This window comes from Bradyrhizobium sp. AUGA SZCCT0160, assembly GCF_018130105.1.
Classification (GTDB): Bacteria; Pseudomonadota; Alphaproteobacteria; order Rhizobiales; family Xanthobacteraceae; genus Bradyrhizobium.
This window is the reverse complement of sequence record NZ_JAFCMD010000022.1, coordinates 122,870-142,712: the sequence shown is the minus strand read 5'-3', so window position 1 is coordinate 142,712 and position 19,843 is coordinate 122,870. Positions and strand designations below refer to the sequence as shown.

Here is a 19,843-nt window from a genome sequence, read left to right as displayed (position 1 = left end):
CGGGAGCTAACGCTTCCGAGGGGCGACGGTGGCAATAGAGGCCGTCTCACCGGGGAGAGCGCGTCATAAGCCGTAAAGCCATTGCGCAGGGAATGTCGGATGCTCTCCGCTGCCCTGTATGCTCGTGTGCAGCTTCTTTAGCACAATCGCACACGAGACCGCGGGTGCAGCGCGCATCCGGCATTCCCTGCGCCCTCTGGATTCTTAGAGGGCGGAACGAAATTGAAAACCTCGGGTGCAATGCGTCGCGAGATCGCGGCCGCATATTCAGTGTCATCGCCCGGCTTGACCGGGCGACCCAGTATTCCAGAGACGCCAATGATTGAATCGAGAAGCCGCGGCGTACTGGATCACCCGCCTTCGCGGGTGACGACAGTTGTGTGTGGAGTGGCAAGGCGGGATATTCGCTGCGCTCGCAATGACGGCTTCATGAGAATACCCCCACGGACAGCCCTTCCGAAAGTTTCAGCCATCACGATAAATTATCCGTCGAAACTGCCCGAAAAACCTCCCGTAGCTCGGCCAACGACGACGAAAACGGTCAACCGACCAGCGTCGTTGTTCTCAGCACCGGCGGCCCGCCGCCGGAGACCTCAATCATCGGGAGAGAATCATGTCGAACCGTATTGCCTATCTGACCGCCGCCGCCTTCAGCGTGCTTGCGCTCACCGCTACCGTGTCGGCGCCGGTCAGCGCCGAGGAAAAGACCGTGATGGTCGGCGGCGCCGCGATGTTCCCCTCGAAGAACATCGTCCAGAACGCCGTCAACTCCAAGGACCACACCACGCTGGTCGCCGCCGTGAAGGCCGCCGGTCTGGTTGCCACGCTGGAAGGCAAGGGCCCGTTCACGGTGTTCGCACCGACCAACGCCGCCTTCGGCAAGCTGCCGGCCGGCACCGTCGACACGCTGGTGAAGCCTGAGAACAAGGCGACCCTGACCAAGATCCTGACCTACCATGTCGTGCCCGGCAAGCTCGCCGCAGCCGACCTCAAGGACGGCATGAAGCTCAAGACCGCCGAAGGCGAACAGCTGACGGTGAAGCTCGACGGCAGCAAGGTCTGGATCGTCGACGCCAAGGGCGGAACCTCGATGGTCACGATCTCGAACGTCAACCAGTCCAACGGCGTGATCCATGTGATCGATACCGTGCTGATGCCGGCTTCGTGACCTCCGCGCACGCCTGATTAGTCCCAACGGGATGCGTGGATGGGCGAGCCGGGGCGACCCGGCTCGCTTTTTTGTGACCTTGATACGCCCCCTGCATCGATCTGATAGCATCTGGGCAGTAACGAAAACCCGGTTCCCGGCGTATAAACCGGTAACCCATTGCAACGACGGAACAGGCCATGTCGAGCATCACCGCCAGCGACCAAGCCAGCGCTAAAGCGACGCCCAAGGCAGCCACCAAGGCCAAAGTCATTCAGCCGGCCTGGGTGCGGGCCCTGCACTGGACCAACGCCTTTGCGATGGTCCTGATGATCATGTCGGGATGGAAGATCTACAACGCCTCTCCGCTGTTCGACTTCACCTTTTCGGACAGCATCACGCTGGGCGGTTGGCTCGGCGGCGCGTTGCTCTGGCACTTTGCCGCGATGTGGCTGTTGATGGTCAACGGCCTGATCTACCTCGCTTTGGGGCTCGCCACCGGCCGCTTCCGCAAGAAGCTGCTGCCGATCACACCGGAGGGCGTGCTTGCCGATACCAAGGCGGCACTGACCGGCAAGCTGTCGCATGAGGATCTGACCAAATACAATTACGTCCAGAAGCTGCTCTATGCCGGCATCATCGTGGTTGGCATCCTGATCGTGCTGTCGGGGCTGGCGATCTGGAAGCCGGTGCAGCTGCAATATCTGACGGCCATGTTCGGCGGCTATGAGGCCGCCCGTTACGTCCACTTCTTCTGCATGGCCGCGATTGTCGCCTTCATGGTGGTTCACGTCGTGCTTGCACTGCTGGTGCCGAAGAGTCTTCGCGCGATGATTATCGGCCGCTGAGCATACTAGGAGGATATTATGGGCCGCTTGCGTAACCTTCTGATCCCCGGCGTCGACAAGACGCTGCTGCTCCGGGACGCCGTCAAGACGATGCCGGACCTGACGCGCCGGCGCTTCATCTCCGGCGGCGCCAGCCTCGGCGCGTTGACGCTGCTCACCGGCTGCGACGTGACGGACCAGTTTTCGGCCGAGGAAATGCTGAAGCAGGTTTCGAAATTCAATGACGGCGTGCAGGCCTGGATGTTCAATCCGGATGCGATGGCGCCGACCTTCCCGGAAAGCGCGATCACCAAGCCGTTCCCGTTCAACGCCTATTACAGCCTTGACGAGGCCCCCGAGATCGAGGCCAAGGACTGGAAGCTCGAGGTGCGCGGTCTCGTCGAGAACAAGAAGTCGTGGACGCTGGAGGAGCTCTACAAGCTGCCGCAGGTCAAGCAGGTCACGCGCCACATCTGCGTCGAGGGCTGGAGCGCGATCGGCAGCTGGAGCGGCACGCCGCTGCGTGATTTCCTGCAAATCGTCGGCGCCGACACGCGCGCCAAATATGTCTGGTTCCAGTGCGCCGACAAGGACGGCTACAATTCGCCGCTCGACATGCGCAGCGCGCTGCACGCGCAGACCCAGATGACGTTCAAATTCGGCGACGAGATCCTGCCGCGTGCCTATGGTTTCCCGATGAAGATCCGCGTGCCCACAAAGCTCGGCTTCAAGAATCCGAAATACGTGCTCTCGATGGAAGTCACCAACGACTACAAGGGCGGCTTCTGGGAAGACCAGGGATACAATTCGTTCAGCGGAAGTTGATTGCTTCGTAGGGTGGGTGGAGCGAAGCGATACCCACCATCTTCGTCGTCGCATCAATGGTGGGTATCGCTGCGCTCCACCCACCCTACGCAGTCGTCTTCAACCTCCTCTGAAACGCGCACAGCACCGCCCCCGTCGCCAGCATCGCCGCGGAAACGTTGAGCGCAAACGAAAGACTGCCCACCGCGTCGGTGATCGCGCCGACCACGATCGGCCCCAGCGTCTGGCCGATGCCGAACGAAATGGTCATCGCCGCGATCCCCATAGGCCAGGCGGACGGCCGATAGTTGAAGCGCACGAAGGCGGTGGTCGATCCCACCACCGCGAAGAACGCGACGCCGAACACCAGCGCCGAGATCGTCAGCAACAGCGGCGAGTGCCCGAAGATCGGCAGCGCCGCGCCGATCGCGTTGACGCTCAGAATAATCGCGGTGGTGAGGCCGCCGCGATCCAGCGCCAGCACCCGCCGCCACACCCACGGCGTCGCGAACGCGCTGATCCCGATCAGGCTCCAGAACAGGCTCTGCGCCGCCGCGCCGCCGCCGCCATCGCGGACATAGGCGATCATGAAGGTCATGTAGGCGATGTAGCCGGCGCCGAACAGGAAGTAGCCGAGCAGATAGGCCAGCACCGGTCCGACCGAGAATCTGGCGGGTGCCGCGCTGTCGATATCAGCGCCACCGCCCAGCGGCGCCAGCAGCAGCGGCATGATCAGGAGGGCCGAGAGCAGCGTCATCGCCCACCACACGATCCACCACGATCCCGGTCCGAAACCCTGCAGCACGAACGGCGCGATCAGCCCCGACGCGAGGATGCCGAGCCCGGGCCCGGCGTAAAACAGGCTGAGCAGGAAATTGGCGCGATCGGGGCGCGTCTGCGCGATCGTGGCGGCCAGCGCCGCGCCGCCGACGAATCCGCCCGCGGCTCCGATGCCCGCCATCAGCCGGGCAAAGCTCAGCACGAAAAAATTGCCGGAGACGGCGCAGAGCGCCAGCGAGATGACGGCGGCCAGTGTTCCCCAGCGCACCGTTCGCGTCAGCCCAAACCGCCGGATCATGCGCGAGGCGAGCAGCGCGCCCGCAAGATAGCCGACGGCGTTGATCGTGTTCATGAAACCGGCCGCGGAATAGGACCAGCCCAGCGCGTCGCGCATGTCCGGCAGCACCAGCGCATAGGCGAAGCGGCCGATTCCAAGACCGATCGTCGGCGCCAGCGACAGAACGAGGATCAGCCACGCGGGATGCGTGGTGGACGGTGGTTGGACGGCGGCCTTCACAGGATACTCCGGCAAGGCGGCGATTGTGACAGGCGGCTGCTGGCTTGCACAGCCGCGCAGGGAAGCAATGGTGTCGTGCCGTTTGCGCAACATTAGCCGATCAGCACCAGCGCGACGCCGGCAACCGTCAGCACCGCGCCGGCGACGATGCGGGGTGTGATCCGTACATGGTGCAGCACCATGGCGCTGAGCAGCAACGTGACGAGCGGATAGATCGCGGCGACAGGTGCGACCAGCGTGATCGGGCCGTTGCGCAGGGCGGCGAACAGCGACAGCAGGCTGAGGCCGTTGCAGATGCCGGTGATGGCGAACCAGAACCGGCCCGGCCATGGCGCTGTCACGACGAAGCTCCCCTTGCGGACGCGCTGCACGGTCAGCACCACAAAGGACGATACGACATAGCCGATCAGGCAGGCCCAGAGCGGGCTCGGCCAGATTTCGAGCCCAAGCTTGACGATCGGCGGCACCACGCCGCGCAGCAACGCGCTGGCGAGCGGTAATAGCAATGCCCAGCTTCGCCAGTCGCTGACGAGGTCGCGCGGCCGGGTGACGGTGATGATCACGGCGCCGGCGACCGCAATGACGAGGCCGGCGAATTGCAGCAAGTGGAGCGGCTCATGCAGGAGGACGACGGCGAGCGCGACCGCGAACAGCGGCGCCAGATTGCCGAGCGTCGAGGTGACGACCGGCCCCAGCGCGCTGTTGGAGGCAAAGGTCAGCAGGGTCAGCATCGCCGGAAATACCAGCCCGATCGCGCCGAAGATCGGCAGGGCCCGCCAGACCACGGGCTCGCCGGCCAGCAGCAGGGGCGAGACCAGAAGGAACAACAGCGTGAACGAGGGGACGCTGATCGCCGCTCCCGACAGCGGTTCGACTGTTCGCAGCCCGAATTGCGCCGTCACGACGCCCGCGCCCAGGAAGCCGGCCGAGGCAAAGGCAAACAGGATGGCTGCGGTCATGAGGGCGTGATGTCCGTCTTGGGGCGGGCTTGTCAGCCTTTGTGGCCTGTCCAAGCCGCCTTGCCAATCCGCTCGGGGCGTTTTAGCACTCCCGCGGAATCCTCCGCTGTCATGCCCGGGCTCGACCCGGGCATCCATCGTCTTCAAAGAAGCTGGATTGCTGGGTCAAGCCCGGCAATGACAGCCAAACAAGCTCCGAGGTAACTGATCATGGCGACCCATAAACTGCTGCTTCTCCCCGGCGACGGCATCGGCCCCGAAGTGATGGGCGAGGTGCAACGCCTGATCGACTGGCTCAACGCGCAAGGCATTGCCCGTTTCGAGACCGAGCAGGGGCTGGTCGGCGGTTCCGCCTATGACGCCAGCAAGCAGAGCATTACGGATGCGACCATGGCGCTGGCCACGGCGGCCGATGCCGTGATCTTCGGCGCGGTCGGCGGCCCGAAATGGGACGCCGTACCCTACGACGTGCGGCCCGAAGCCGGCCTGTTGCGGCTGCGCAAGGACCTCGGCCTGTTCGCCAATCTGCGCCCGGCGGTGTGCTATCCGGCGCTGGCGGAGGCCTCCAGCCTGAAGCGCGAGATCGTCGAAGGCCTCGACATCATGATCGTGCGCGAGCTGACCGGCGGGGTCTATTTCGGCGAGCCGAAGACCATCACCGATCTCGGCAACGGCCAGAAGCGTGCCGTCGACACCCAGGTCTATGACACCTACGAGATCGAGCGCATCGCCCGGGTCGCCTTCGATCTCGCGCGGAAACGCCGCAACAAGCTGACCTCGATGGAAAAGCGCAACGTCATGAAGTCAGGCGTGCTCTGGAACGAGGTGGTGACGCAGGTGCACGCCCGCGAATACAAGGACGTGACGCTGGAGCATCAGCTCGCCGATTCCGGCGGCATGAATCTCGTCAAGGCGCCGAAGGCGTTCGACGTCATCGTGACCGACAATCTGTTCGGCGACATGCTGTCCGATATCGCGGCGATGCTGACGGGATCGCTCGGCATGCTGCCCTCGGCCTCGCTCGGCGAGATCGACGCCAAGACCAGGAAACGCCGCTCGCTGTTCGAGCCGGTGCATGGCTCGGCGCCCGATATCGCCGGAAAAGGCCTCGCCAATCCGATCGCGATGATTTCCTCGTTCGGCATGGCGCTGCGCTATTCGTTCGAGATGGGCGCGCTCGCCGACAAGGTCGATGCGGCGATCGCCGCCGTGCTCGCCAGCGGCCTGCGTACCGCGGATATCAAGTCCGAGGGCACCACGGCGGCCAGCACCACGCAGATGGGCGATGCGATTTTGAAGGAATTGCAGAAGCTGCACGCGTAAGCGAAGAAACTCTCCACTCCGTCGTCCCGGCCTTGAGCCGGGACCCATAACCACCGTCGGTTATGATGGCGAAGAAAGTCGTCGAGCAGCTTTAGTAGATCGACGGGCCGCGGCGTATGGGTCCCGGGTCAAGCCCGGGACGACACCAGTTGGTTTAGTTCAATAGGCTCAATACAGCGGGAAGCGCTGCGGATAGCCGCCCATGTCCGACGGCGGGTTGAGCGGTTGACGGTCGATCGGCCGATTGAGATTTTCGCGCGCGAATGACGGATAGCCGAGATCCGGCGGAAACGCATAGTCCTGGAACTTGCGGTCGCCCGGCAAGACTTCGGTGCCGGCGTCGAGCCAGGAGCGCGTCGTGACGTAAACGCGGGTATTCGGCCCTTGCTGATAGACCCGGTTGGGGCCACTGCGTCCGTAGTACGGGCGGCCATCCTTGTCGTAGCGCTGGTTGGACTGGGCGCTGGCTTCCGTCACGCCGACCGCAACGAGGGCGGCTGCCACAAGCAACACCACGAGCTTGCTCGCAGCAGGGAATTTAGGGGTCATCGCATCCTCGTCATTGCCGGCCCTTAGCAAGCCGGCGGATCGCCAAATCGGGTTGGTCTTCATTGTAGCTGTCGCGGGGTGGTCGTCACTAGGTCAATTGGGCCACACCGGACCATATAATGCCGACACTGGCGAAAAAGTTTCATGAAAACCAGTATCTTGGCAAGCCGTGGCAATTAGAAGGCGCCGCGCAATTGCGGGTTGTCTCCGCCGGTCAGCCAATCCGCCGACAGGCCGGCATGGCCGAGGTCGCCGCCCGGGCGATAGATCTCGAGTTCGGCGACCGGCTGTTTGTCTCCGCCGCGCCACAAGAAGACATCCCGGCGGCCGCCCTTGGGTGCCGGAAAATCTCATAAGCCTCTGTTTTGTCATGCGGATCAAATTGGCTGACGGCAAAAGCGCGCGACGAGCGGTCGACCAGGCTCCAGACGTCCTTCAATGAGGCGTCCTTCAATGAGGCGTCCCTGGACGAGGGATCCATCGCTGCGAGATCGGGCAATTGTTCCCAAAGCGCCATGCCGCCCATGGCGAGCAGGGCCAAGGTCACTACATACGCAACCAGCCGTGCCAGCGTACCGCCGACCTCGTCCGCAAAGCTGGTCAGCGCCGGATGGATTCTCGCCGTATAATGGGACTTGTAATGGGACCTGGCCGGTTCGGCCGAAAAGGACTGCATCAAACGCCCAAACGCTACTGTCAAACGTCCTTGCAAACGTTGTCTTGAGGGTGTTTCTCGCATAGAAGCGCTGCCTTCTCCCTTTCCGCCGCGGGCGGGGGGGACTGCATTTTTCGTCGGAGAGTGAACGATGGGTTACAAAGTCGCGCTGGTTGGAGCGACCGGCAATGTCGGGCGGGAAATGCTTAACATTCTCGACGAACGCAAATTCCCCGCGGACGAGGTGGTGGCGCTGGCGTCACGGCGCAGCGTTGGCGTGGAAGTTTCGTATGGCGACCGCACCCTGAAGTGCAAAGCCCTCGAGCACTACGATTTCTCCGATATCGACATCTGCCTGATGTCGGCAGGCGGCGCGGTGTCGAAGGAATGGTCGCCCAAGATCGGCGCCGCCGGCGCCGTCGTGATCGACAATTCGTCGGCATGGCGGATGGACCCGGACGTGCCGCTGATCGTGCCCGAAGTGAACGCCGACGCCGTGACCGGCTTCACCAAGAAGAACATCATCGCCAATCCGAACTGCTCGACCGCCCAGCTCGTGGTGGCGCTGAAGCCGCTGCACGACAAGGCCACCATCAAGCGCGTCGTGGTCGCGACCTATCAGTCGGTGTCGGGCGCCGGCAAGGATGCGATGGATGAGCTGTTTTCGCAGACCAAGGCCGTCTACACCAACAGCGAACTGATCAACAAGAAATTCCCCAAGCGTATCGCCTTCAACGTCATCCCCGAGATCGACGTGTTCATGGAGGACGGCTACACCAAGGAAGAGTGGAAGATGATGATGGAGACCAAGAAGATTCTTGATCCCAAAATCAGGCTGACCGCGACTTGCGTGCGCGTGCCTGTCTTCGTCGGCCATTCGGAAGCCGTCAATATCGAATTCGAGAATCCGATCACCGCCGATGAAGCCCGCAACATCCTGCGCAACGCGCCGGGTTGCCTCGTGATCGACAAGCAGGAGCCCGGCGGCTACGTCACGCCGTATGAGGCGGCAGGCGAGGACGCCACCTATATCAGCCGCATCCGCGAGGACGCGACGATCGAGAACGGCCTGTCGCTGTGGTGCGTCTCTGACAATCTGCGCAAGGGTGCGGCGCTGAACGCGGTGCAGATCGCCGAATGCCTGATCAACCGCAAGCTGATCACCGCGAAGAAGAAAGCGGCGTAGAAGGCAGCGTAGCTGAAAATTCGTAGGATGGGCAAAGGCGCCCTTGCGCCGTGCCCACCATTCTGCGCGACGTAAGGTGGTGGGCACGCTTCGCTTTGCCCACCCTTGCAGCTACGTCACTTCTCCAACACCGCGGAATTCCTTCGCGGTCTGGTCGAGCACGAACAGCGAGCCTTCGGCGACGCCGAAATAGGCGCCGTGCAGTTCCATTTCGCCGCGCTCGACGCGCGCGCGCACGAACGGAAACGTCAGCAGGTTTTCCAGCGAGCGGAAGATCGCGGCTTTCTCGATCCGGACGGTGAAATCCTGCATCGTTTCGCGCTCGCGCTGTTCGACGACTTCGCCCGGCTTGATGAACATCGCCATCCAGCGCCCGATGAAATCGCCCGGCGACAACGGATCGATCTTATCGATGAAGGCCTTGATGCCACCGCACTGGGCGTGGCCGAGCACCACGATATGCTTGATGCGGAGCACGTTGACCGCATATTCGAGCGCCGCGGATACGCCGTGGGCGCCGCCGTCAGGCTGATAGACCGGTACCAGATTGGCGACGTTGCGGACCACGAACAGTTCACCCGGGCCGGCGTCGAAAATGACCTCCGGGGAGACGCGGGAATCGCAGCAGCCGATCACCATGACCGCGGGTGACTGGCCGCGTTCGGACAGTTCCCGGTAGCGTGACTGTTCCGTAGGCAGTCGCTGCGAGGTGAAGGTCCGGTAGCCGTCGAGCAGATGTTGCGGAAATGCGGTCATGGCCCCCTTGCCTAACCATAGACCGATGACAGGAACAAGGCTTTCGGGCGGCCGTTTGAAATGATATCGCGTGGGTTTCAATAACACCCTCAGGAAACCAGCCCATGATCCGTCCGCGCCGCAGCCTGTTGTTCATGCCCGGATCGAACGCGCGGGCGCTGGAAAAGGCGCGCAACCTTGCCGCCGACGGTATCATCCTCGACCTTGAGGATTCGGTGGCGCCGGACGCCAAGGCGCTGGCCCGTGACCAGATCGCCAAGGCGATCGCGGCCGGCGGGTTCGGCAAGCGCGAGGTGCTGATCCGGGTCAACAGCCTGGATACGCCGTGGTGGATCGACGACGTCACGATGGCCGGCAAGGCGCGGCCCGACGGCATCCTGGTTCCCAAGGTTTCCAGCGTCGCCGATCTCGGCGCCATCGCCAATCGCCTCAGCGACATCAACGCGGATACCTCGATCCGGGTCTGGGCGATGATCGAGACTTCGCGCGCGGTATTGGATGCGGACAAGCTCGCCGCGGCGTCGAAGGATTCGGAGACGCGTCTTGCGGGCTTCGTGTTCGGGCCGAACGATATTTCGCGCGAAACACGCATCCGGATGCAGCCGGGCCGCGCGGCGATGATCCCGATGATCATCCACTGCATCCTGGCGGCACGCGCGCATGGGCTCGAAATCCTCGACGGCCCCTACAGCGATATCAGCAACGTCGACGGCTTTGCGGTTGAATGCGCGCAGGGGCGCGATCTCGGGTTCGACGGCAAGACGCTGATCCATCCGAGCCATATCGAGGCCTGCAACGCGATCTTCACGCCGCCGGCGGAGGAAGTCGCGGAAGCCCGCAAGATCATCGCGGCGTTCCAGCAGCCCGAAAACGCTTCCCGCGGCGCCATCCAGCTCGACGGCCGCATGGTGGAACGGCTGCACGCCGACATGGCCAAGCGCACCATCGCCATTGCAGACGCGATCTCCGCGATGGGGCATTAGAGACCTTCACATCACAGTCCACGTCGTCCCGGCCTTGAGCTCAGATGCGCAATTGTGCATCGGGGGACCCATACAGCGTGATCTATCGGTAGAAAAAAGCCGACGTACACTGCCTGCAACTACTACGGCCGCGGCGTATGGGTCCCGGCTCAAGGCCGGGACGACGGGATCAACCAAACTTCTCCGTCGCCCAGGCGTAGAGGCTGCCAGGCACAGGCCTCTGCCCGCCGCGGCCCTTCGGCGAGATGTGCAGCCCGATAATCGCGGAATCGGCGAGCAGCGCCGAATAATCTGACGGCTCGAAAAACAATTTCGGTTCCGCATGCACCGCATAAAACGATTGCTTCGGCAGCGCGTGCTGCAATTCGTTCGACCGGCGCGCGAGTGCGGTGAGCGCGGCCGGACCGAAGATCGCGACGCGAATGTCCGAGAGGCGGTTCGATCCGCCGCGCAGTTGCTGCAGCTTGAAGGTCAGGCGATGGCGCAGCGCCAGCCAGTCCGGCGTCAGTTCGTCCTGCATCATCAGCTTTTCGAACGCCGTGACGATCGGATCGCTAGGGGGCAGATACAAAACCGAATTGCCGAGCTGGCGCGGCCGCTCCCAGGCGAAATAGGGTTTTGCAAGATCGATCTCGACCGGCTTCAGCAGCAGGACATCCGCGTCGAGCCACAGGCCGGCCTTCTCCGCCATCAGCCGCATGCGGAAGAAATCGCTGAATTGCAGAATGGTCCAATCGCGCCAGCTGCCGTCCGGTTGCGGCGGGCGAAGCCGCTCGGAAAAGGAATGCGGCAGGATCGCCTCGGCCTCGGCGTTGCCGACGCCGTCGGGCAGGCCGGCAAGCGGCTCGAAACTGTAGACGGTGACCTTGTGGCCCGCTGCGACCTGCGATCGCAGACAGGTCAGCCGGAGCGCATCGAGCGGGCCATGCCAGAAGGTGACGACGTCAGGCCGCATCGGCGTCGCCTCACTATTGTCGAGCGAGGCCGCGACCCGCGATCAGGCCCAGGCGCGCTCTTTTTTGGCCTTGGCCTCGTAGCTGTCGATGGAAGTCTTTTTCTCCATCGTCAGGCCAATGTCGTCCAGACCGTTGAGCAGGCAATGCTTGCGGAACGGGTCGATCTCGAACTTCACGGTGCCGCCGTCGGGGCCGCGGATTTCCTGGGCCGCGAGATCGATGGTCAGCGTCGCGTTGGCGCCGCGCTCGGCGTCGTCGAACAATTTGTCGAGGTCGTCCTGGGTGACGCGGATCGGCAGAATGCCGTTCTTGAAGCAGTTGTTGTAGAAGATGTCGCCGAACGAGGTCGAGATCACGCAGCGGATGCCGAAATCCAGCAGTGCCCACGGCGCGTGCTCGCGGCTCGAGCCGCAGCCGAAATTGTCACCGGCGACCAGCACCTTGGAATTGCGGTAGGCCGGCTTGTTGAGGATGAAATCCGGATTCTCGCTGCCGTCATCCTTGTAGCGCTGTTCGGAGAACAGGCCCTTGCCAAGGCCGGTACGCTTGATGGTCTTCAGATACTGCTTCGGAATGATCATGTCGGTGTCGACATTGATGATCTTCAGGGGCGCGGCGACGCCTTCCAGTGTGGTGAACTTGTCCATCGAACGTACTTCCCGGCTGAATGAGGGATAGGGACGCTGATTTATCGCGAAATCGCCACCGGCAAAAGGCCAATTTGCGCAATCCTACCCCGCTCCTAGGCTCCTCCTTAAGTTTCCTGGGCCTCAATCGCCTCCATATCGGCGTCCGACAGGCCGAAATGGTGGCCGATTTCGTGGATCAGGACGTGGCGGACGATGTGGCCCAGCGTTTCCTCATGCTCCGCCCAATAGTCCAGGATCGGTCGCCGGTAGAGCCAGATCATGTTGGGCAGGCGGGCGACGTCGTTATTGCTTTGCTGCGGCAGGCCGACGCCCTGGAACAGGCCGAGCAGGTCGAACTCGCTTTGCGCCTGCATCTCGTCGAGGATCTCGTCGGTCGGGAAATCGTCGACGCGGATGATGACGCCCTCGCACAGGGTTCGAAAGCCCTTTGGCAGGCGCTCGAAAACCTCATGCGCCATGGCTTCCATTTCGGCGAGCGACGGTGCTTTTGCTTCCTTCCACATCGCACCTGTTTAGCGCGTGTTGCTCCAGCGCGCCTACTCATTTTGCGCGCCTACTGATCTTGAATATCATCGCAAGGTTGACCTTGGCGCGGCAATCGGAGACCGTACGGCCCGATAACAGGCTTTGGGTGGGCGGAATGAAGCGGATTGCGACGGCGGCGGTAGCGGCGATTTTGACCGGATTCTTGTTGCCGGGTGGCGGCGCACAGGCTCAGACGGCACCGTCGGGGGTGCGCACCGCGCAGGCAGCGAAGCCGGCCGCCACCGATGCGTCCGCACAACGCCGGCGGCCGCTCCGCCGCGTGCCGATCTACCGGCAGGACCAGTGGGAACCCGATGTCTATCCGCGTTACAATCCGGGGCCGAATGCGGTGCGCAGTTGCACCGCGACCTATGTGCAGGAATACCGGCCGAGCGGTACCGTCATCACGCCGCGCATGAACTGCTACTGGCGGCCCGGTTAGCGCCGGCGCGCTAGCGTCCAAATCGATCAGCGTTCCAAATATATCTGCGCCGGCGAGCCATGAACGAGAATGGCCGTCGCCACGCGCGACCTCGAAGCGTTCATGTTTGAAATCATGACGGGCTCATGAGTGCGGAGTGTCTGCAGCGATGCAACGGCAGTCTGCGCCGGTTTGACGCGCCGCTGAAATCAATCGGAACCGATTACACGCTCCTTGTTCATCTTCGCGGCGCAGTCATTCAGTTCGCATTCACGTCCTCAGCTTCAAGCTGTGAACTGCGTCGCGGCGTAGCCGCTGCTTGTCGAGCACCGCTCGCCACGAACGTGACATTCCGAGGACCAAGGAGACTACATATGCAGGTGATGAAAGTTCTGGGGCTTGCCGCCTTTGGCGTCATGCTCGTTATAGCCGCTCCGACTGAGCGCGCTAACGCGTTGTCGCTGAGCAACCCCGGTGCTGCCGCCGCCGTCCAGGATGTCAAGCCCGAGACGACAGAGGCGGGATGGCGACATCGCCATCATCGCTGGCATCGTCACCATCATCATCGCTGGCACCGTCATCATCACCATCGTCGGCATCACCATCATCACCATTATCGCCGCTGGTGATCGCGAGTTTGCGGATTTGAAGTGAGCAGGTCCGTTCATCGCGGGCCTGTTTTCACTTCAAGTTTACTGCCATGAAACGGGCGCCATTGCTGCCTGTTATTTCATGATCCTGAATCAGAGGAGGTAGATCGTCATGAAGATGTTGATCGGAGCAGCTGCTGTCGCTGGCGCTCTGGTGTTTGCCGGCCCGGCGGCGGTCAATTCGGCGGCCGCGGCATCGCCGCAAATGAAGCAACAAACCGCCGGCACGTCAGGTGCGACCGACTTCAGCGCGCAGCGCTATTACCGGCGCCACTATGGTTACGGCTATTATCGACCGTATTACCGCTCATACTATCGCCCGTATTACGGACCCCGCTACTACGCGCGGCCCTCTTACTACCGGCCATATCCCTATTACGCACCGGCGCCGTTCACATTCGGCTTCGGGTTCGGGCCGTATTGGTAACGGGCGCGGCCATCGCGCTCAGGAGACGAGCGCGATGGCGTTGATCCCGTTTTCGCGGAGCGAGAAGCGGATCAGGCGGCGCGAATGAGATCGAGGAACGTGTTGACGTCGGCGCGCAGCTTCTCCGACTGATGGCTGAGGTCGTCGGCCGCCGTCAGCACTTCCGACGCCGCGGCGCCGGTCTCGTTGGCGGCGTCATTGACGCTGCCGACGTTCGAAGATACCTCGGTCGTCCCCTTCGAAACTTCCTGGATGTTCTGCGCGATGTCGCGGGTCGCAGCGTTCTGCTGCTCGACCGCGGCGGCGATCGCCGTGGCGATTTCGTTCATCTGGGCGATCGTCGTCCCGATCGTCTTGATGGCAGTCACGGCGTTGCCGGTCTCCTGCTGGATCGCGGCGATCTGGGCTGAAATATCCTCCGTCGCCTTGGCGGTCTGGGTGGCAAGCGCCTTCACCTCGGTGGCGACGACGGCAAAGCCCTTGCCGGACTCGCCAGCGCGCGCCGCTTCGATCGTGGCGTTGAGCGCCAGCAGGTTGGTCTGCGACGCGATGTTCTGGATCAGCGAGATGACTTCGCCGATCTTCAGTGCCGCTTCGGCCAGGCCCTCGACGGTCTTGTTGGTGCGGTCGGTCTCGGCGACCGCAAGGTTGGCGGTCTGGGACGCCTGCGCCACCTGGCGCGAGATTTCGCTGATCGAGGCATGCAGTTCCTCGGTCGCCACGGCAACCGTCTGCACGTTCGCGGAGGCGACGTCGGAGGCGTTGGCGACGGCGGTGGCCTGCCGGCTGGTTTCCTCCGCCGTTGCCGTCATGCTGCCGGCGGTGGCGTGCATCTCGGCCGACGCCGCGGTCAGCGTTTGCAGGGCTTCCGAGATCTGGACGTCGAAGGTCGCGATGTAACCTTCGATGGCGCGCTGACGGGCTTCCTTGCGGACCTGCTCCTCGCGCTGTTCGGCTTCGAGGCGTCGCGCCGTCATCGCATTTTCCTTGAAGACGGTGAGCGACTTGGCGAGACCGCCAACCTCGTCGGTGCGGCCGGCACCGACGATCGAAATATCGAGATCGCCCCCGGCAAGCTTGGTCATTTCAAGCGTCATGCGCCGCAATGGTTGGGCGATCTGGCCGAACGCGATCCAGCCGAGGATGGCAAAGGCCAGCAGCAGGCCGACAATCGCCCCGACCACCAGCAAGAGACGGGTGTAATCGGCGCTGGCGACGCTCGCGTCGCGCGCGGCGCGCATGGCGTCCGTATTGATGGTGATGAGTTGCCCCACTGCCGAGATCGCGGTCTGGCGATGCTTGGCCGCGACATTGCGCGAATAGGCGAAGGCTTCTTCCATCTTGCCCGCGGCCGCCAGTTCGAACACCTTGGCGCTGGCGACCCGGCGGTCCTTGACCGCGGTTCGCATTGTGTCGATCAGTTGGCGCTGCTCGGGAGCAGTGGTGACGATCGCCAGACGATCGATTGCTGCCAGCGTGGCATCGGTGGCCTTGCCATAGGACTCGACGTTCTGGCTGATCGCCTTGGCGTCGGTGCCGGAGAGGATGACGTTCTTCTCGCTCACCGCGGCGCTGTTGAAATGGCTTTCGGCCTGCAGGCTGTATTGCACCCGCATCGCGTTGCCGTCGACCAGGCTCGCCGCCGTCGCGGACAGGTTGCTCAGCGCAATCGAGGCCTGGACGACGATCCCGACTGCCACAAGGGCGACGATCGCGGCAGGCACCGCGATCTTGGCAATAATGGGCAGGTTCTGAAATCTGGCGATCATTTTCTCGAGTCTCGCTTGAGGAAAATTTGCGCTGCCGAACCGTTGCGGCGGCCCCGGGGACCGCCCGTGGCACGGCGCCGCGTCGGATCAAGCCCTCAGCACGAGGGGATCCTAAAGGCAGCTATCGATTTTCTGATTGGTTAAGGAGGAGTTTACCAGCCGGCCCTTAGCAAAGTGTTGACGCTGTCAGTAACGGGCTCCTTGAACGCGGTCCTGGCAAAACCCGGCGACCCAGCCCTACCCCAAACCCTTGGCCAGCAAGACGATGCCGTCCGCACCGGCTTTGCGGTCCCTGGATATTTCCAGATACTCCGGCGAGTCTGCAAAGGCCCGGAACGCGGCCTGGTCGGGAAACGACATCAGCACCAGCTTGTCGCGATCCCACACGCCCTCCAGCACGGCCGGCCCTTCATCCGCCGACAACAGCCGGCCCTGGAATTTTTTGAACACGTCGAAGAAGCGCGCCTGATAGCGGTCATAGGCGGCGCGGTCGGTCATCTTCAATTGCACGATCACATAGACGGTCATGTCCAATCCTTCTCGCGAGCGAGTTCAACATTGCCAATGCTGGCAAATCTAAGCTGAAACAAAACAGGCGCCCGCTGGGGCGCCTGTTTTTTGCATGCGGTGATGAGCGCGACGGGCTCAGTCCCAGTCCTTGCCCTTCCAGGGCTTGATCTTCCATGGCGTTATCGCTTCCAGCCGCCATTCCCGCCAATGCTCGGGTGGCCAGTTACTGAGGCGCCTTGTATCCTTTGGCGTGGCGGGAACGAGATCGACGATACGCGAGACGTTGCGCCGGCTCTGGCGCGTCGCCTCGCTGATCATATCGACATATTCTGGTTTATCGGCCACGTCAGGCTCCTCGCGATGAGTTCATTCCCGCTGAGGAACCAGTCTGAGCCCTGCGCCTTAACGAGGCGTTGCCGGAACGCCTCGATGTTGAGGCAACCAGCGTTACCGCCAGTCCCTGATATCGACAAAATGCCCGGCGATCGCCGCCGCGGCCGCCATGGCCGGCGACACCAGATGCGTGCGGCCCTTGAAGCCCTGCCGGCCCTCGAAATTGCGGTTCGAGGTCGAGGCGCAGCGCTCTTCCGGCGACAGCTTGTCGGGGTTCATGGCGAGACACATCGAACAGCCCGGCTCGCGCCATTCGAAGCCGGCCTTGATGAAGATCTTGTCGAGGCCTTCGGCTTCCGCCTGCTCCTTCACGATGCCCGAGCCCGGCACGATCATCGCGCTGACGTGACCGTTGACGGTCTTGCCTTCGGCGACCTTCGCCGCCGCGCGCAAATCCTCGATGCGGCCGTTGGTGCAGGAGCCGATGAACACGCGGTCGAGCTTGATGTCGGTGATCTTGGTTCCCGCGGTCAGGCCCATGTATTTCAACGCGCGATGCTTTGAGAGCCGCTTGGCTTCATCGGCGATCTGGTCGGGGTCCGGCACCATGCCCGTGATCGACACCACGTCCTCAGGCGAGGTGCCCCAGGTCACGATCGGCGGCAATTTGGCCGCATCCAGCCGGATCTCGTGGTCGAAATGCGCGCCGTCGTCGGAGCGAAGGGTTTCCCAGTAACGCATCGCGGCGTCCCACGCCTCGCCCTTCGGCGACATCGGACGGCCCTTGAGGAATTCGAACGCCTTTTCATCCGGCGCGATCAGGCCGGCGCGGGCGCCGCCTTCGATCGACATGTTGCAGACCGTCATGCGGCCTTCCATCGTCAGCGCGCGGATTGCATCGCCGGCATATTCCAGCACGTAGCCGGTGCCGCCGGCGGTGCCGATCTCGCCGATGATGGCCAGGATGATGTCCTTGCCGGTGACGCCATCGGGCAATTTGCCGTCGACCACTGCGCGCATGTTTTTTGCTTTTTTCTGGATCAGCGTCTGGGTTGCCAGAACATGCTCGACTTCGGAGGTGCCGATGCCGTGCGCCAGCGCACCGAACGCGCCATGGGTGGAGGTGTGGCTGTCACCGCAGACGATGGTGGTGCCGGGCAGCGTAAAGCCCTGCTCGGGGCCGATCACGTGCACGATGCCCTGGCGCTTGTCGAATTCGTTGAAATACGTGATGCCGAATTCCTTGGCGTTATCGGCCATCACCCGCATCTGCTCGATGCTTTCAGGATCGGGATTCGGCTTCGAGCGATCGGTGGTCGGGATGTTGTGGTCGACCACGGCCAGCGTCTTCTCCGGCGCGCGAACCTTGCGGCCGGTCATGCGCAGGCCTTCGAACGCCTGCGGCGAAGTCACCTCGTGCACCAGATGGCGGTCGATATAGAGCAGGCAGGTGCCGTCATCGGCTTCGTGCACCAGATGGTCGTTCCAGATCTTGTCGTACAGCGTGGTGGGTTTTGACATGAGCGTAAGCTCCAAAATGATTCTGTGTGAGCGGTCAGCGCGGTTTCAGCGCAAGCAACGGACAGTCAGCGCGGCATCAAAGGCCGCAGCTAAGCTCAGACGTCGCCGAGGTCGCAAAGCGTCCGAAGAAGCGGCCGGGCAGACGCGAGCGGTCGTCGATCACGAAGGGATCGACGCGCTGGCCTGCAAAGCTGGTCTGATCTGGAACCATTTTAAATTTCTAACACAGGGGCCGCGCCCGCGACAATCAATCGATTAGCCGGGTGCCATTACCTAAATATGCATGACCCAACAAAAAAGCGCGGGGCAAAACCCCGCGCTTTTGGTCACATCCCCCTGCAGGAGACGAATTACTCGCCGACGGCGGCCGCGCGCTCGGTCTTCTCGACGATGCGGGCCGACTTGCCGCGCAATTGGCGCAGGTAATACAGCTTGGCGCGACGCACCTTGCCGCGGCGCACCACCTTGATCGAGTCGATCATCGGCGACATCACGGGGAAGACGCGTTCCACGCCTTCGCCGTAGGAAATCTTGCGAACGGTGAAGCTCTCATTGAGCCCGCCGCCGGAACGGCCGATGCAAACGCCTTCATAGGCCTGCACGCGGGTGCGCTCGCCTTCGACCACCTTGACGTTGACGATCACGGTGTCGCCGGGTCCGAATTCGGGGATGGTCTTGGTCGCGGCCAATTTGTCGAATTGCTCTTTTTCGAGCTGTTGAATGATGTTCATTGAAATCTCCATCGGCGGCGCGCCCAGCCAGTCCAGCGCGGGCTGCGCGAACGTCCATCTATCCTGCTGTATGCTGCGGATTTGGCGCCCGTATAAGGCATCAAAGCGCGCTTGTCACCCGTCTGTCGTGCTTTTTGGGCGTTTTTGGCGCGCCTTAATCGCCCACAAATCCGGCCGCCGCGCCCTGGTCAGGGCTTCAGCCTCGGCCTGACGCCAGGCGGCGACCTTGGCGTGGTCGCCGGAAGTAAGGATTTCCGGGATGGTCCGGCCCTCGAACTCCTGCGGGCGGGTATATTGAGGGTATTCCAGTAGTCCTTCGGAAAAGCTCTCCTCGGTCCCCGAGGCCTGTTTTCCCATCACCCCCGGCAGGAGCCGGACACAGGCGTCGACCAGCACCATGGCGGCGACTTCGCCGCCGGACAGCACATAGTCCCCGATCGAGACCTCCTCGAGCTCCCGTGCCGCAATCACCCGCTCGTCGATGCCCTCGAACCGGCCGCAGACGATCAGCGGCCCGGGACCCGCCGCAAGCTCGGCGACCCGCGACTGGGTCAATGGCCGACCCCGCGGGCTCATCAGGAGCCTTGGTCGATCGTTTGGACCGGACTGGCCGGTATCGGCGGCGTCGATCGCCGCTGCCAGCACGTCGGCGCGCAGCACCATGCCGGGCCCGCCGCCGGCGGGCGTGTCGTCAACGCTGCGGTGGCGGTCGGTGGCCGATGCCCTGATGTCGCGGGCTTCCAGCGCCCACAGCCCGGAAGCCAGCGCCTTGCCCGCCAGACTGACGCCGAGCGGGCCCGGAAACATGTCCGGGAATAGCGTGAGGATGGTGGCGCGCCAGGGACTTTCAGAACAGGTCATTCA

Annotated in this window: 24 protein-coding genes; 9 read left to right on the top strand and 15 right to left on the bottom strand. The window is 63.0% G+C overall.

Annotation, left to right across the window (positions count from 1 at the left end; translation table 11 throughout):
- The first annotated feature begins 613 nt into the window (after positions 1–613).
- The 3 genes from JQ558_RS29215 (at position 614) to JQ558_RS29205 (ending at position 2,799) form a co-directional block, all read left to right on the top strand.
- Positions 614–1,168 carry a fasciclin domain-containing protein gene (locus tag JQ558_RS29215; protein ID WP_212295944.1) on the top strand — a complete coding sequence of 185 codons (555 nt, stop codon included), beginning with the start codon at positions 614–616 and terminating at the stop codon, positions 1,166–1,168.
- Between the two features lie 179 nt (positions 1,169–1,347).
- A complete protein-coding gene (locus JQ558_RS29210; protein WP_212204074.1) occupies positions 1,348–1,995 on the top strand; it encodes a cytochrome b/b6 domain-containing protein in 648 nt (215 codons plus the stop codon).
- A gap of 18 nt (positions 1,996–2,013) precedes the next feature.
- Complete coding sequence (locus JQ558_RS29205; RefSeq protein ID WP_212204075.1) at positions 2,014–2,799, top strand: molybdopterin-dependent oxidoreductase; 786 nt, start codon at positions 2,014–2,016, stop codon at positions 2,797–2,799.
- A gap of 85 nt (positions 2,800–2,884) precedes the next feature.
- On the opposite strand, the gene JQ558_RS29200 is transcribed toward JQ558_RS29205, so the two are convergent.
- Together JQ558_RS29200 and JQ558_RS29195 are read right to left on the bottom strand one after the other, a co-directional pair.
- Positions 2,885–4,168, bottom strand: coding sequence for a YbfB/YjiJ family MFS transporter (locus JQ558_RS29200; protein ID WP_212295943.1), 1,284 nt, complete (start codon positions 4,166–4,168; stop codon positions 2,885–2,887).
- Complete coding sequence (locus JQ558_RS29195) at positions 4,168–5,034, bottom strand: DMT family transporter (protein ID WP_212295942.1); 867 nt, start codon at positions 5,032–5,034, stop codon at positions 4,168–4,170. Before JQ558_RS29195 ends, JQ558_RS29200 begins: the two co-directional genes overlap by 1 nt.
- Positions 5,035–5,244: 210 nt before the next feature.
- Between JQ558_RS29195 and leuB the strand changes: the two genes are divergently transcribed.
- Positions 5,245–6,357, top strand: a complete 1,113-nt coding sequence (leuB, locus tag JQ558_RS29190) for a 3-isopropylmalate dehydrogenase (protein WP_212295941.1) — start codon at positions 5,245–5,247, stop codon at positions 6,355–6,357.
- Positions 6,358–6,525: 168 nt separating this feature from the next.
- On the opposite strand, the gene JQ558_RS29185 is transcribed toward leuB, so the two are convergent.
- Both JQ558_RS29185 and JQ558_RS29180 read right to left on the bottom strand, forming a co-directional pair.
- On the bottom strand, positions 6,526–6,906 hold the full coding sequence (locus JQ558_RS29185; RefSeq protein WP_212295940.1) for a hypothetical protein: 381 nt from the start codon (positions 6,904–6,906) through the stop codon (positions 6,526–6,528).
- Positions 6,907–7,120: 214 nt separating this feature from the next.
- The gene (locus JQ558_RS29180; protein WP_212295939.1) at positions 7,121–7,582 is read right to left on the bottom strand and encodes a hypothetical protein; all 462 of its coding nucleotides are present in this window, start codon (positions 7,580–7,582) and stop codon (positions 7,121–7,123) included.
- 130 nt (positions 7,583–7,712) lie between these two features.
- Here JQ558_RS29180 and JQ558_RS29175 point away from each other — a divergent pair, with 130 nt between their 5' ends.
- The gene (locus tag JQ558_RS29175) at positions 7,713–8,747 is read left to right on the top strand and encodes an aspartate-semialdehyde dehydrogenase (RefSeq protein ID WP_212204083.1); all 1,035 of its coding nucleotides are present in this window, start codon (positions 7,713–7,715) and stop codon (positions 8,745–8,747) included.
- Between the two features lie 111 nt (positions 8,748–8,858).
- On the opposite strand, the gene JQ558_RS29170 is transcribed toward JQ558_RS29175, so the two are convergent.
- Positions 8,859–9,503 (bottom strand): carbonic anhydrase, encoded by a 645-nt coding sequence (locus JQ558_RS29170; RefSeq protein WP_212295938.1) that lies wholly within the window; start codon positions 9,501–9,503, stop codon positions 8,859–8,861.
- Between the two features lie 104 nt (positions 9,504–9,607).
- Between JQ558_RS29170 and JQ558_RS29165 the strand changes: the two genes are divergently transcribed.
- Entirely contained in the window at positions 9,608–10,486 is an 879-nt protein-coding gene (locus JQ558_RS29165) for a CoA ester lyase (RefSeq protein WP_212295937.1), read from the top strand.
- A gap of 169 nt (positions 10,487–10,655) precedes the next feature.
- Here the strand turns inward: JQ558_RS29165 and JQ558_RS29160 are convergent, their stop codons facing one another.
- The 3 genes from JQ558_RS29160 to JQ558_RS29150 all read right to left on the bottom strand — a co-directional run bounded on the left by JQ558_RS29160 (position 10,656) and on the right by JQ558_RS29150 (position 12,595).
- Positions 10,656–11,441, bottom strand: a complete 786-nt coding sequence (locus JQ558_RS29160) for a hypothetical protein (RefSeq protein WP_212295936.1) — start codon at positions 11,439–11,441, stop codon at positions 10,656–10,658.
- Positions 11,442–11,483: 42 nt separating this feature from the next.
- Positions 11,484–12,089, bottom strand: coding sequence for a 3-isopropylmalate dehydratase small subunit (gene leuD / locus JQ558_RS29155; protein ID WP_212204088.1), 606 nt, complete (start codon positions 12,087–12,089; stop codon positions 11,484–11,486).
- A 107-nt stretch (positions 12,090–12,196) separates the two neighbouring features.
- Entirely contained in the window at positions 12,197–12,595 is a 399-nt protein-coding gene (locus JQ558_RS29150) for a metallopeptidase family protein (RefSeq protein ID WP_212204090.1), read from the bottom strand.
- 137 nt (positions 12,596–12,732) lie between these two features.
- Here JQ558_RS29150 and JQ558_RS29145 point away from each other — a divergent pair, with 137 nt between their 5' ends.
- The 3 genes from JQ558_RS29145 to JQ558_RS29135 all read left to right on the top strand — a co-directional run bounded on the left by JQ558_RS29145 (position 12,733) and on the right by JQ558_RS29135 (position 14,115).
- Entirely contained in the window at positions 12,733–13,059 is a 327-nt protein-coding gene (locus JQ558_RS29145; protein ID WP_212273372.1) for a hypothetical protein, read from the top strand.
- Positions 13,060–13,533: 474 nt separating this feature from the next.
- The gene (locus JQ558_RS38200; RefSeq protein ID WP_212295935.1) at positions 13,534–13,692 is read left to right on the top strand and encodes a hypothetical protein; all 159 of its coding nucleotides are present in this window, start codon (positions 13,534–13,536) and stop codon (positions 13,690–13,692) included.
- A 108-nt stretch (positions 13,693–13,800) separates the two neighbouring features.
- Positions 13,801–14,115 carry a hypothetical protein gene (locus tag JQ558_RS29135; RefSeq protein ID WP_212204095.1) on the top strand — a complete coding sequence of 105 codons (315 nt, stop codon included), beginning with the start codon at positions 13,801–13,803 and terminating at the stop codon, positions 14,113–14,115.
- A 71-nt stretch (positions 14,116–14,186) separates the two neighbouring features.
- On the opposite strand, the gene JQ558_RS29130 is transcribed toward JQ558_RS29135, so the two are convergent.
- The 7 genes from JQ558_RS29130 to trmD all read right to left on the bottom strand — a co-directional run bounded on the left by JQ558_RS29130 (position 14,187) and on the right by trmD (position 19,840).
- On the bottom strand, positions 14,187–15,884 hold the full coding sequence (locus JQ558_RS29130) for a methyl-accepting chemotaxis protein (RefSeq protein ID WP_212295934.1): 1,698 nt from the start codon (positions 15,882–15,884) through the stop codon (positions 14,187–14,189).
- 237 nt (positions 15,885–16,121) lie between these two features.
- Positions 16,122–16,412 carry a DUF1330 domain-containing protein gene (locus tag JQ558_RS29125; RefSeq protein WP_212204097.1) on the bottom strand — a complete coding sequence of 97 codons (291 nt, stop codon included), beginning with the start codon at positions 16,410–16,412 and terminating at the stop codon, positions 16,122–16,124.
- 117 nt (positions 16,413–16,529) lie between these two features.
- On the bottom strand, positions 16,530–16,739 hold the full coding sequence (locus tag JQ558_RS29120; protein WP_212295933.1) for a hypothetical protein: 210 nt from the start codon (positions 16,737–16,739) through the stop codon (positions 16,530–16,532).
- Between the two features lie 102 nt (positions 16,740–16,841).
- A complete protein-coding gene (gene leuC / locus JQ558_RS29115) occupies positions 16,842–18,248 on the bottom strand; it encodes a 3-isopropylmalate dehydratase large subunit (RefSeq protein ID WP_212204098.1) in 1,407 nt (468 codons plus the stop codon).
- 76 nt (positions 18,249–18,324) lie between these two features.
- Positions 18,325–18,459 carry a hypothetical protein gene (locus JQ558_RS37970; protein ID WP_283813707.1) on the bottom strand — a complete coding sequence of 45 codons (135 nt, stop codon included), beginning with the start codon at positions 18,457–18,459 and terminating at the stop codon, positions 18,325–18,327.
- A 139-nt stretch (positions 18,460–18,598) separates the two neighbouring features.
- Positions 18,599–18,979: a 50S ribosomal protein L19 gene (gene rplS / locus JQ558_RS29110; protein ID WP_212295932.1), complete on the bottom strand. Its 381-nt coding sequence runs from the start codon at positions 18,977–18,979 to the stop codon at positions 18,599–18,601.
- A 114-nt stretch (positions 18,980–19,093) separates the two neighbouring features.
- A complete protein-coding gene (gene trmD, locus JQ558_RS29105; RefSeq protein WP_212295931.1) occupies positions 19,094–19,840 on the bottom strand; it encodes a tRNA (guanosine(37)-N1)-methyltransferase TrmD in 747 nt (248 codons plus the stop codon).
- Positions 19,841–19,843 lie beyond the last annotated feature (3 nt).

Excerpts from the sequence above, each read along its gene's own strand:
- JQ558_RS29215 (WP_212295944.1), top strand. The coding sequence starts at position 614 with ATGTCGAACCGTATTGCCTATCTGACCGCCGCCGCCTTCAGCGTGCTT.
- JQ558_RS29210 (WP_212204074.1), top strand. The coding sequence starts at position 1,348 with ATGTCGAGCATCACCGCCAGCGACCAAGCCAGCGCTAAAGCGACGCCC.
- JQ558_RS29205 (WP_212204075.1), top strand. The coding sequence starts at position 2,014 with ATGGGCCGCTTGCGTAACCTTCTGATCCCCGGCGTCGACAAGACGCTG.
- JQ558_RS29200 (WP_212295943.1), bottom strand. The coding sequence starts at position 4,168 with ATGTTGCGCAAACGGCACGACACCATTGCTTCCCTGCGCGGCTGTGCA.
- JQ558_RS29195 (WP_212295942.1), bottom strand. The coding sequence starts at position 5,034 with ATGACCGCAGCCATCCTGTTTGCCTTTGCCTCGGCCGGCTTCCTGGGC.
- leuB (WP_212295941.1), top strand. The coding sequence starts at position 5,245 with ATGGCGACCCATAAACTGCTGCTTCTCCCCGGCGACGGCATCGGCCCC.
- JQ558_RS29185 (WP_212295940.1), bottom strand. The coding sequence starts at position 6,906 with ATGACCCCTAAATTCCCTGCTGCGAGCAAGCTCGTGGTGTTGCTTGTG.
- JQ558_RS29180 (WP_212295939.1), bottom strand. The coding sequence starts at position 7,582 with ATGCAGTCCTTTTCGGCCGAACCGGCCAGGTCCCATTACAAGTCCCAT.
- JQ558_RS29175 (WP_212204083.1), top strand. The coding sequence starts at position 7,713 with ATGGGTTACAAAGTCGCGCTGGTTGGAGCGACCGGCAATGTCGGGCGG.
- JQ558_RS29170 (WP_212295938.1), bottom strand. The coding sequence starts at position 9,503 with ATGACCGCATTTCCGCAACATCTGCTCGACGGCTACCGGACCTTCACC.
- JQ558_RS29165 (WP_212295937.1), top strand. The coding sequence starts at position 9,608 with ATGATCCGTCCGCGCCGCAGCCTGTTGTTCATGCCCGGATCGAACGCG.
- JQ558_RS29160 (WP_212295936.1), bottom strand. The coding sequence starts at position 11,441 with ATGCGGCCTGACGTCGTCACCTTCTGGCATGGCCCGCTCGATGCGCTC.
- leuD (WP_212204088.1), bottom strand. The coding sequence starts at position 12,089 with ATGGACAAGTTCACCACACTGGAAGGCGTCGCCGCGCCCCTGAAGATC.
- JQ558_RS29150 (WP_212204090.1), bottom strand. The coding sequence starts at position 12,595 with ATGTGGAAGGAAGCAAAAGCACCGTCGCTCGCCGAAATGGAAGCCATG.
- JQ558_RS29145 (WP_212273372.1), top strand. The coding sequence starts at position 12,733 with ATGAAGCGGATTGCGACGGCGGCGGTAGCGGCGATTTTGACCGGATTC.
- JQ558_RS38200 (WP_212295935.1), top strand. The coding sequence starts at position 13,534 with ATGTCAAGCCCGAGACGACAGAGGCGGGATGGCGACATCGCCATCATC.
- JQ558_RS29135 (WP_212204095.1), top strand. The coding sequence starts at position 13,801 with ATGAAGATGTTGATCGGAGCAGCTGCTGTCGCTGGCGCTCTGGTGTTT.
- JQ558_RS29130 (WP_212295934.1), bottom strand. The coding sequence starts at position 15,884 with ATGATCGCCAGATTTCAGAACCTGCCCATTATTGCCAAGATCGCGGTG.
- JQ558_RS29125 (WP_212204097.1), bottom strand. The coding sequence starts at position 16,412 with ATGACCGTCTATGTGATCGTGCAATTGAAGATGACCGACCGCGCCGCC.
- leuC (WP_212204098.1), bottom strand. The coding sequence starts at position 18,248 with ATGTCAAAACCCACCACGCTGTACGACAAGATCTGGAACGACCATCTG.
- JQ558_RS37970 (WP_283813707.1), bottom strand. The coding sequence starts at position 18,459 with ATGGTTCCAGATCAGACCAGCTTTGCAGGCCAGCGCGTCGATCCCTTC.
- rplS (WP_212295932.1), bottom strand. The coding sequence starts at position 18,979 with ATGAACATCATTCAACAGCTCGAAAAAGAGCAATTCGACAAATTGGCC.
- trmD (WP_212295931.1), bottom strand. The coding sequence starts at position 19,840 with ATGACCTGTTCTGAAAGTCCCTGGCGCGCCACCATCCTCACGCTATTC.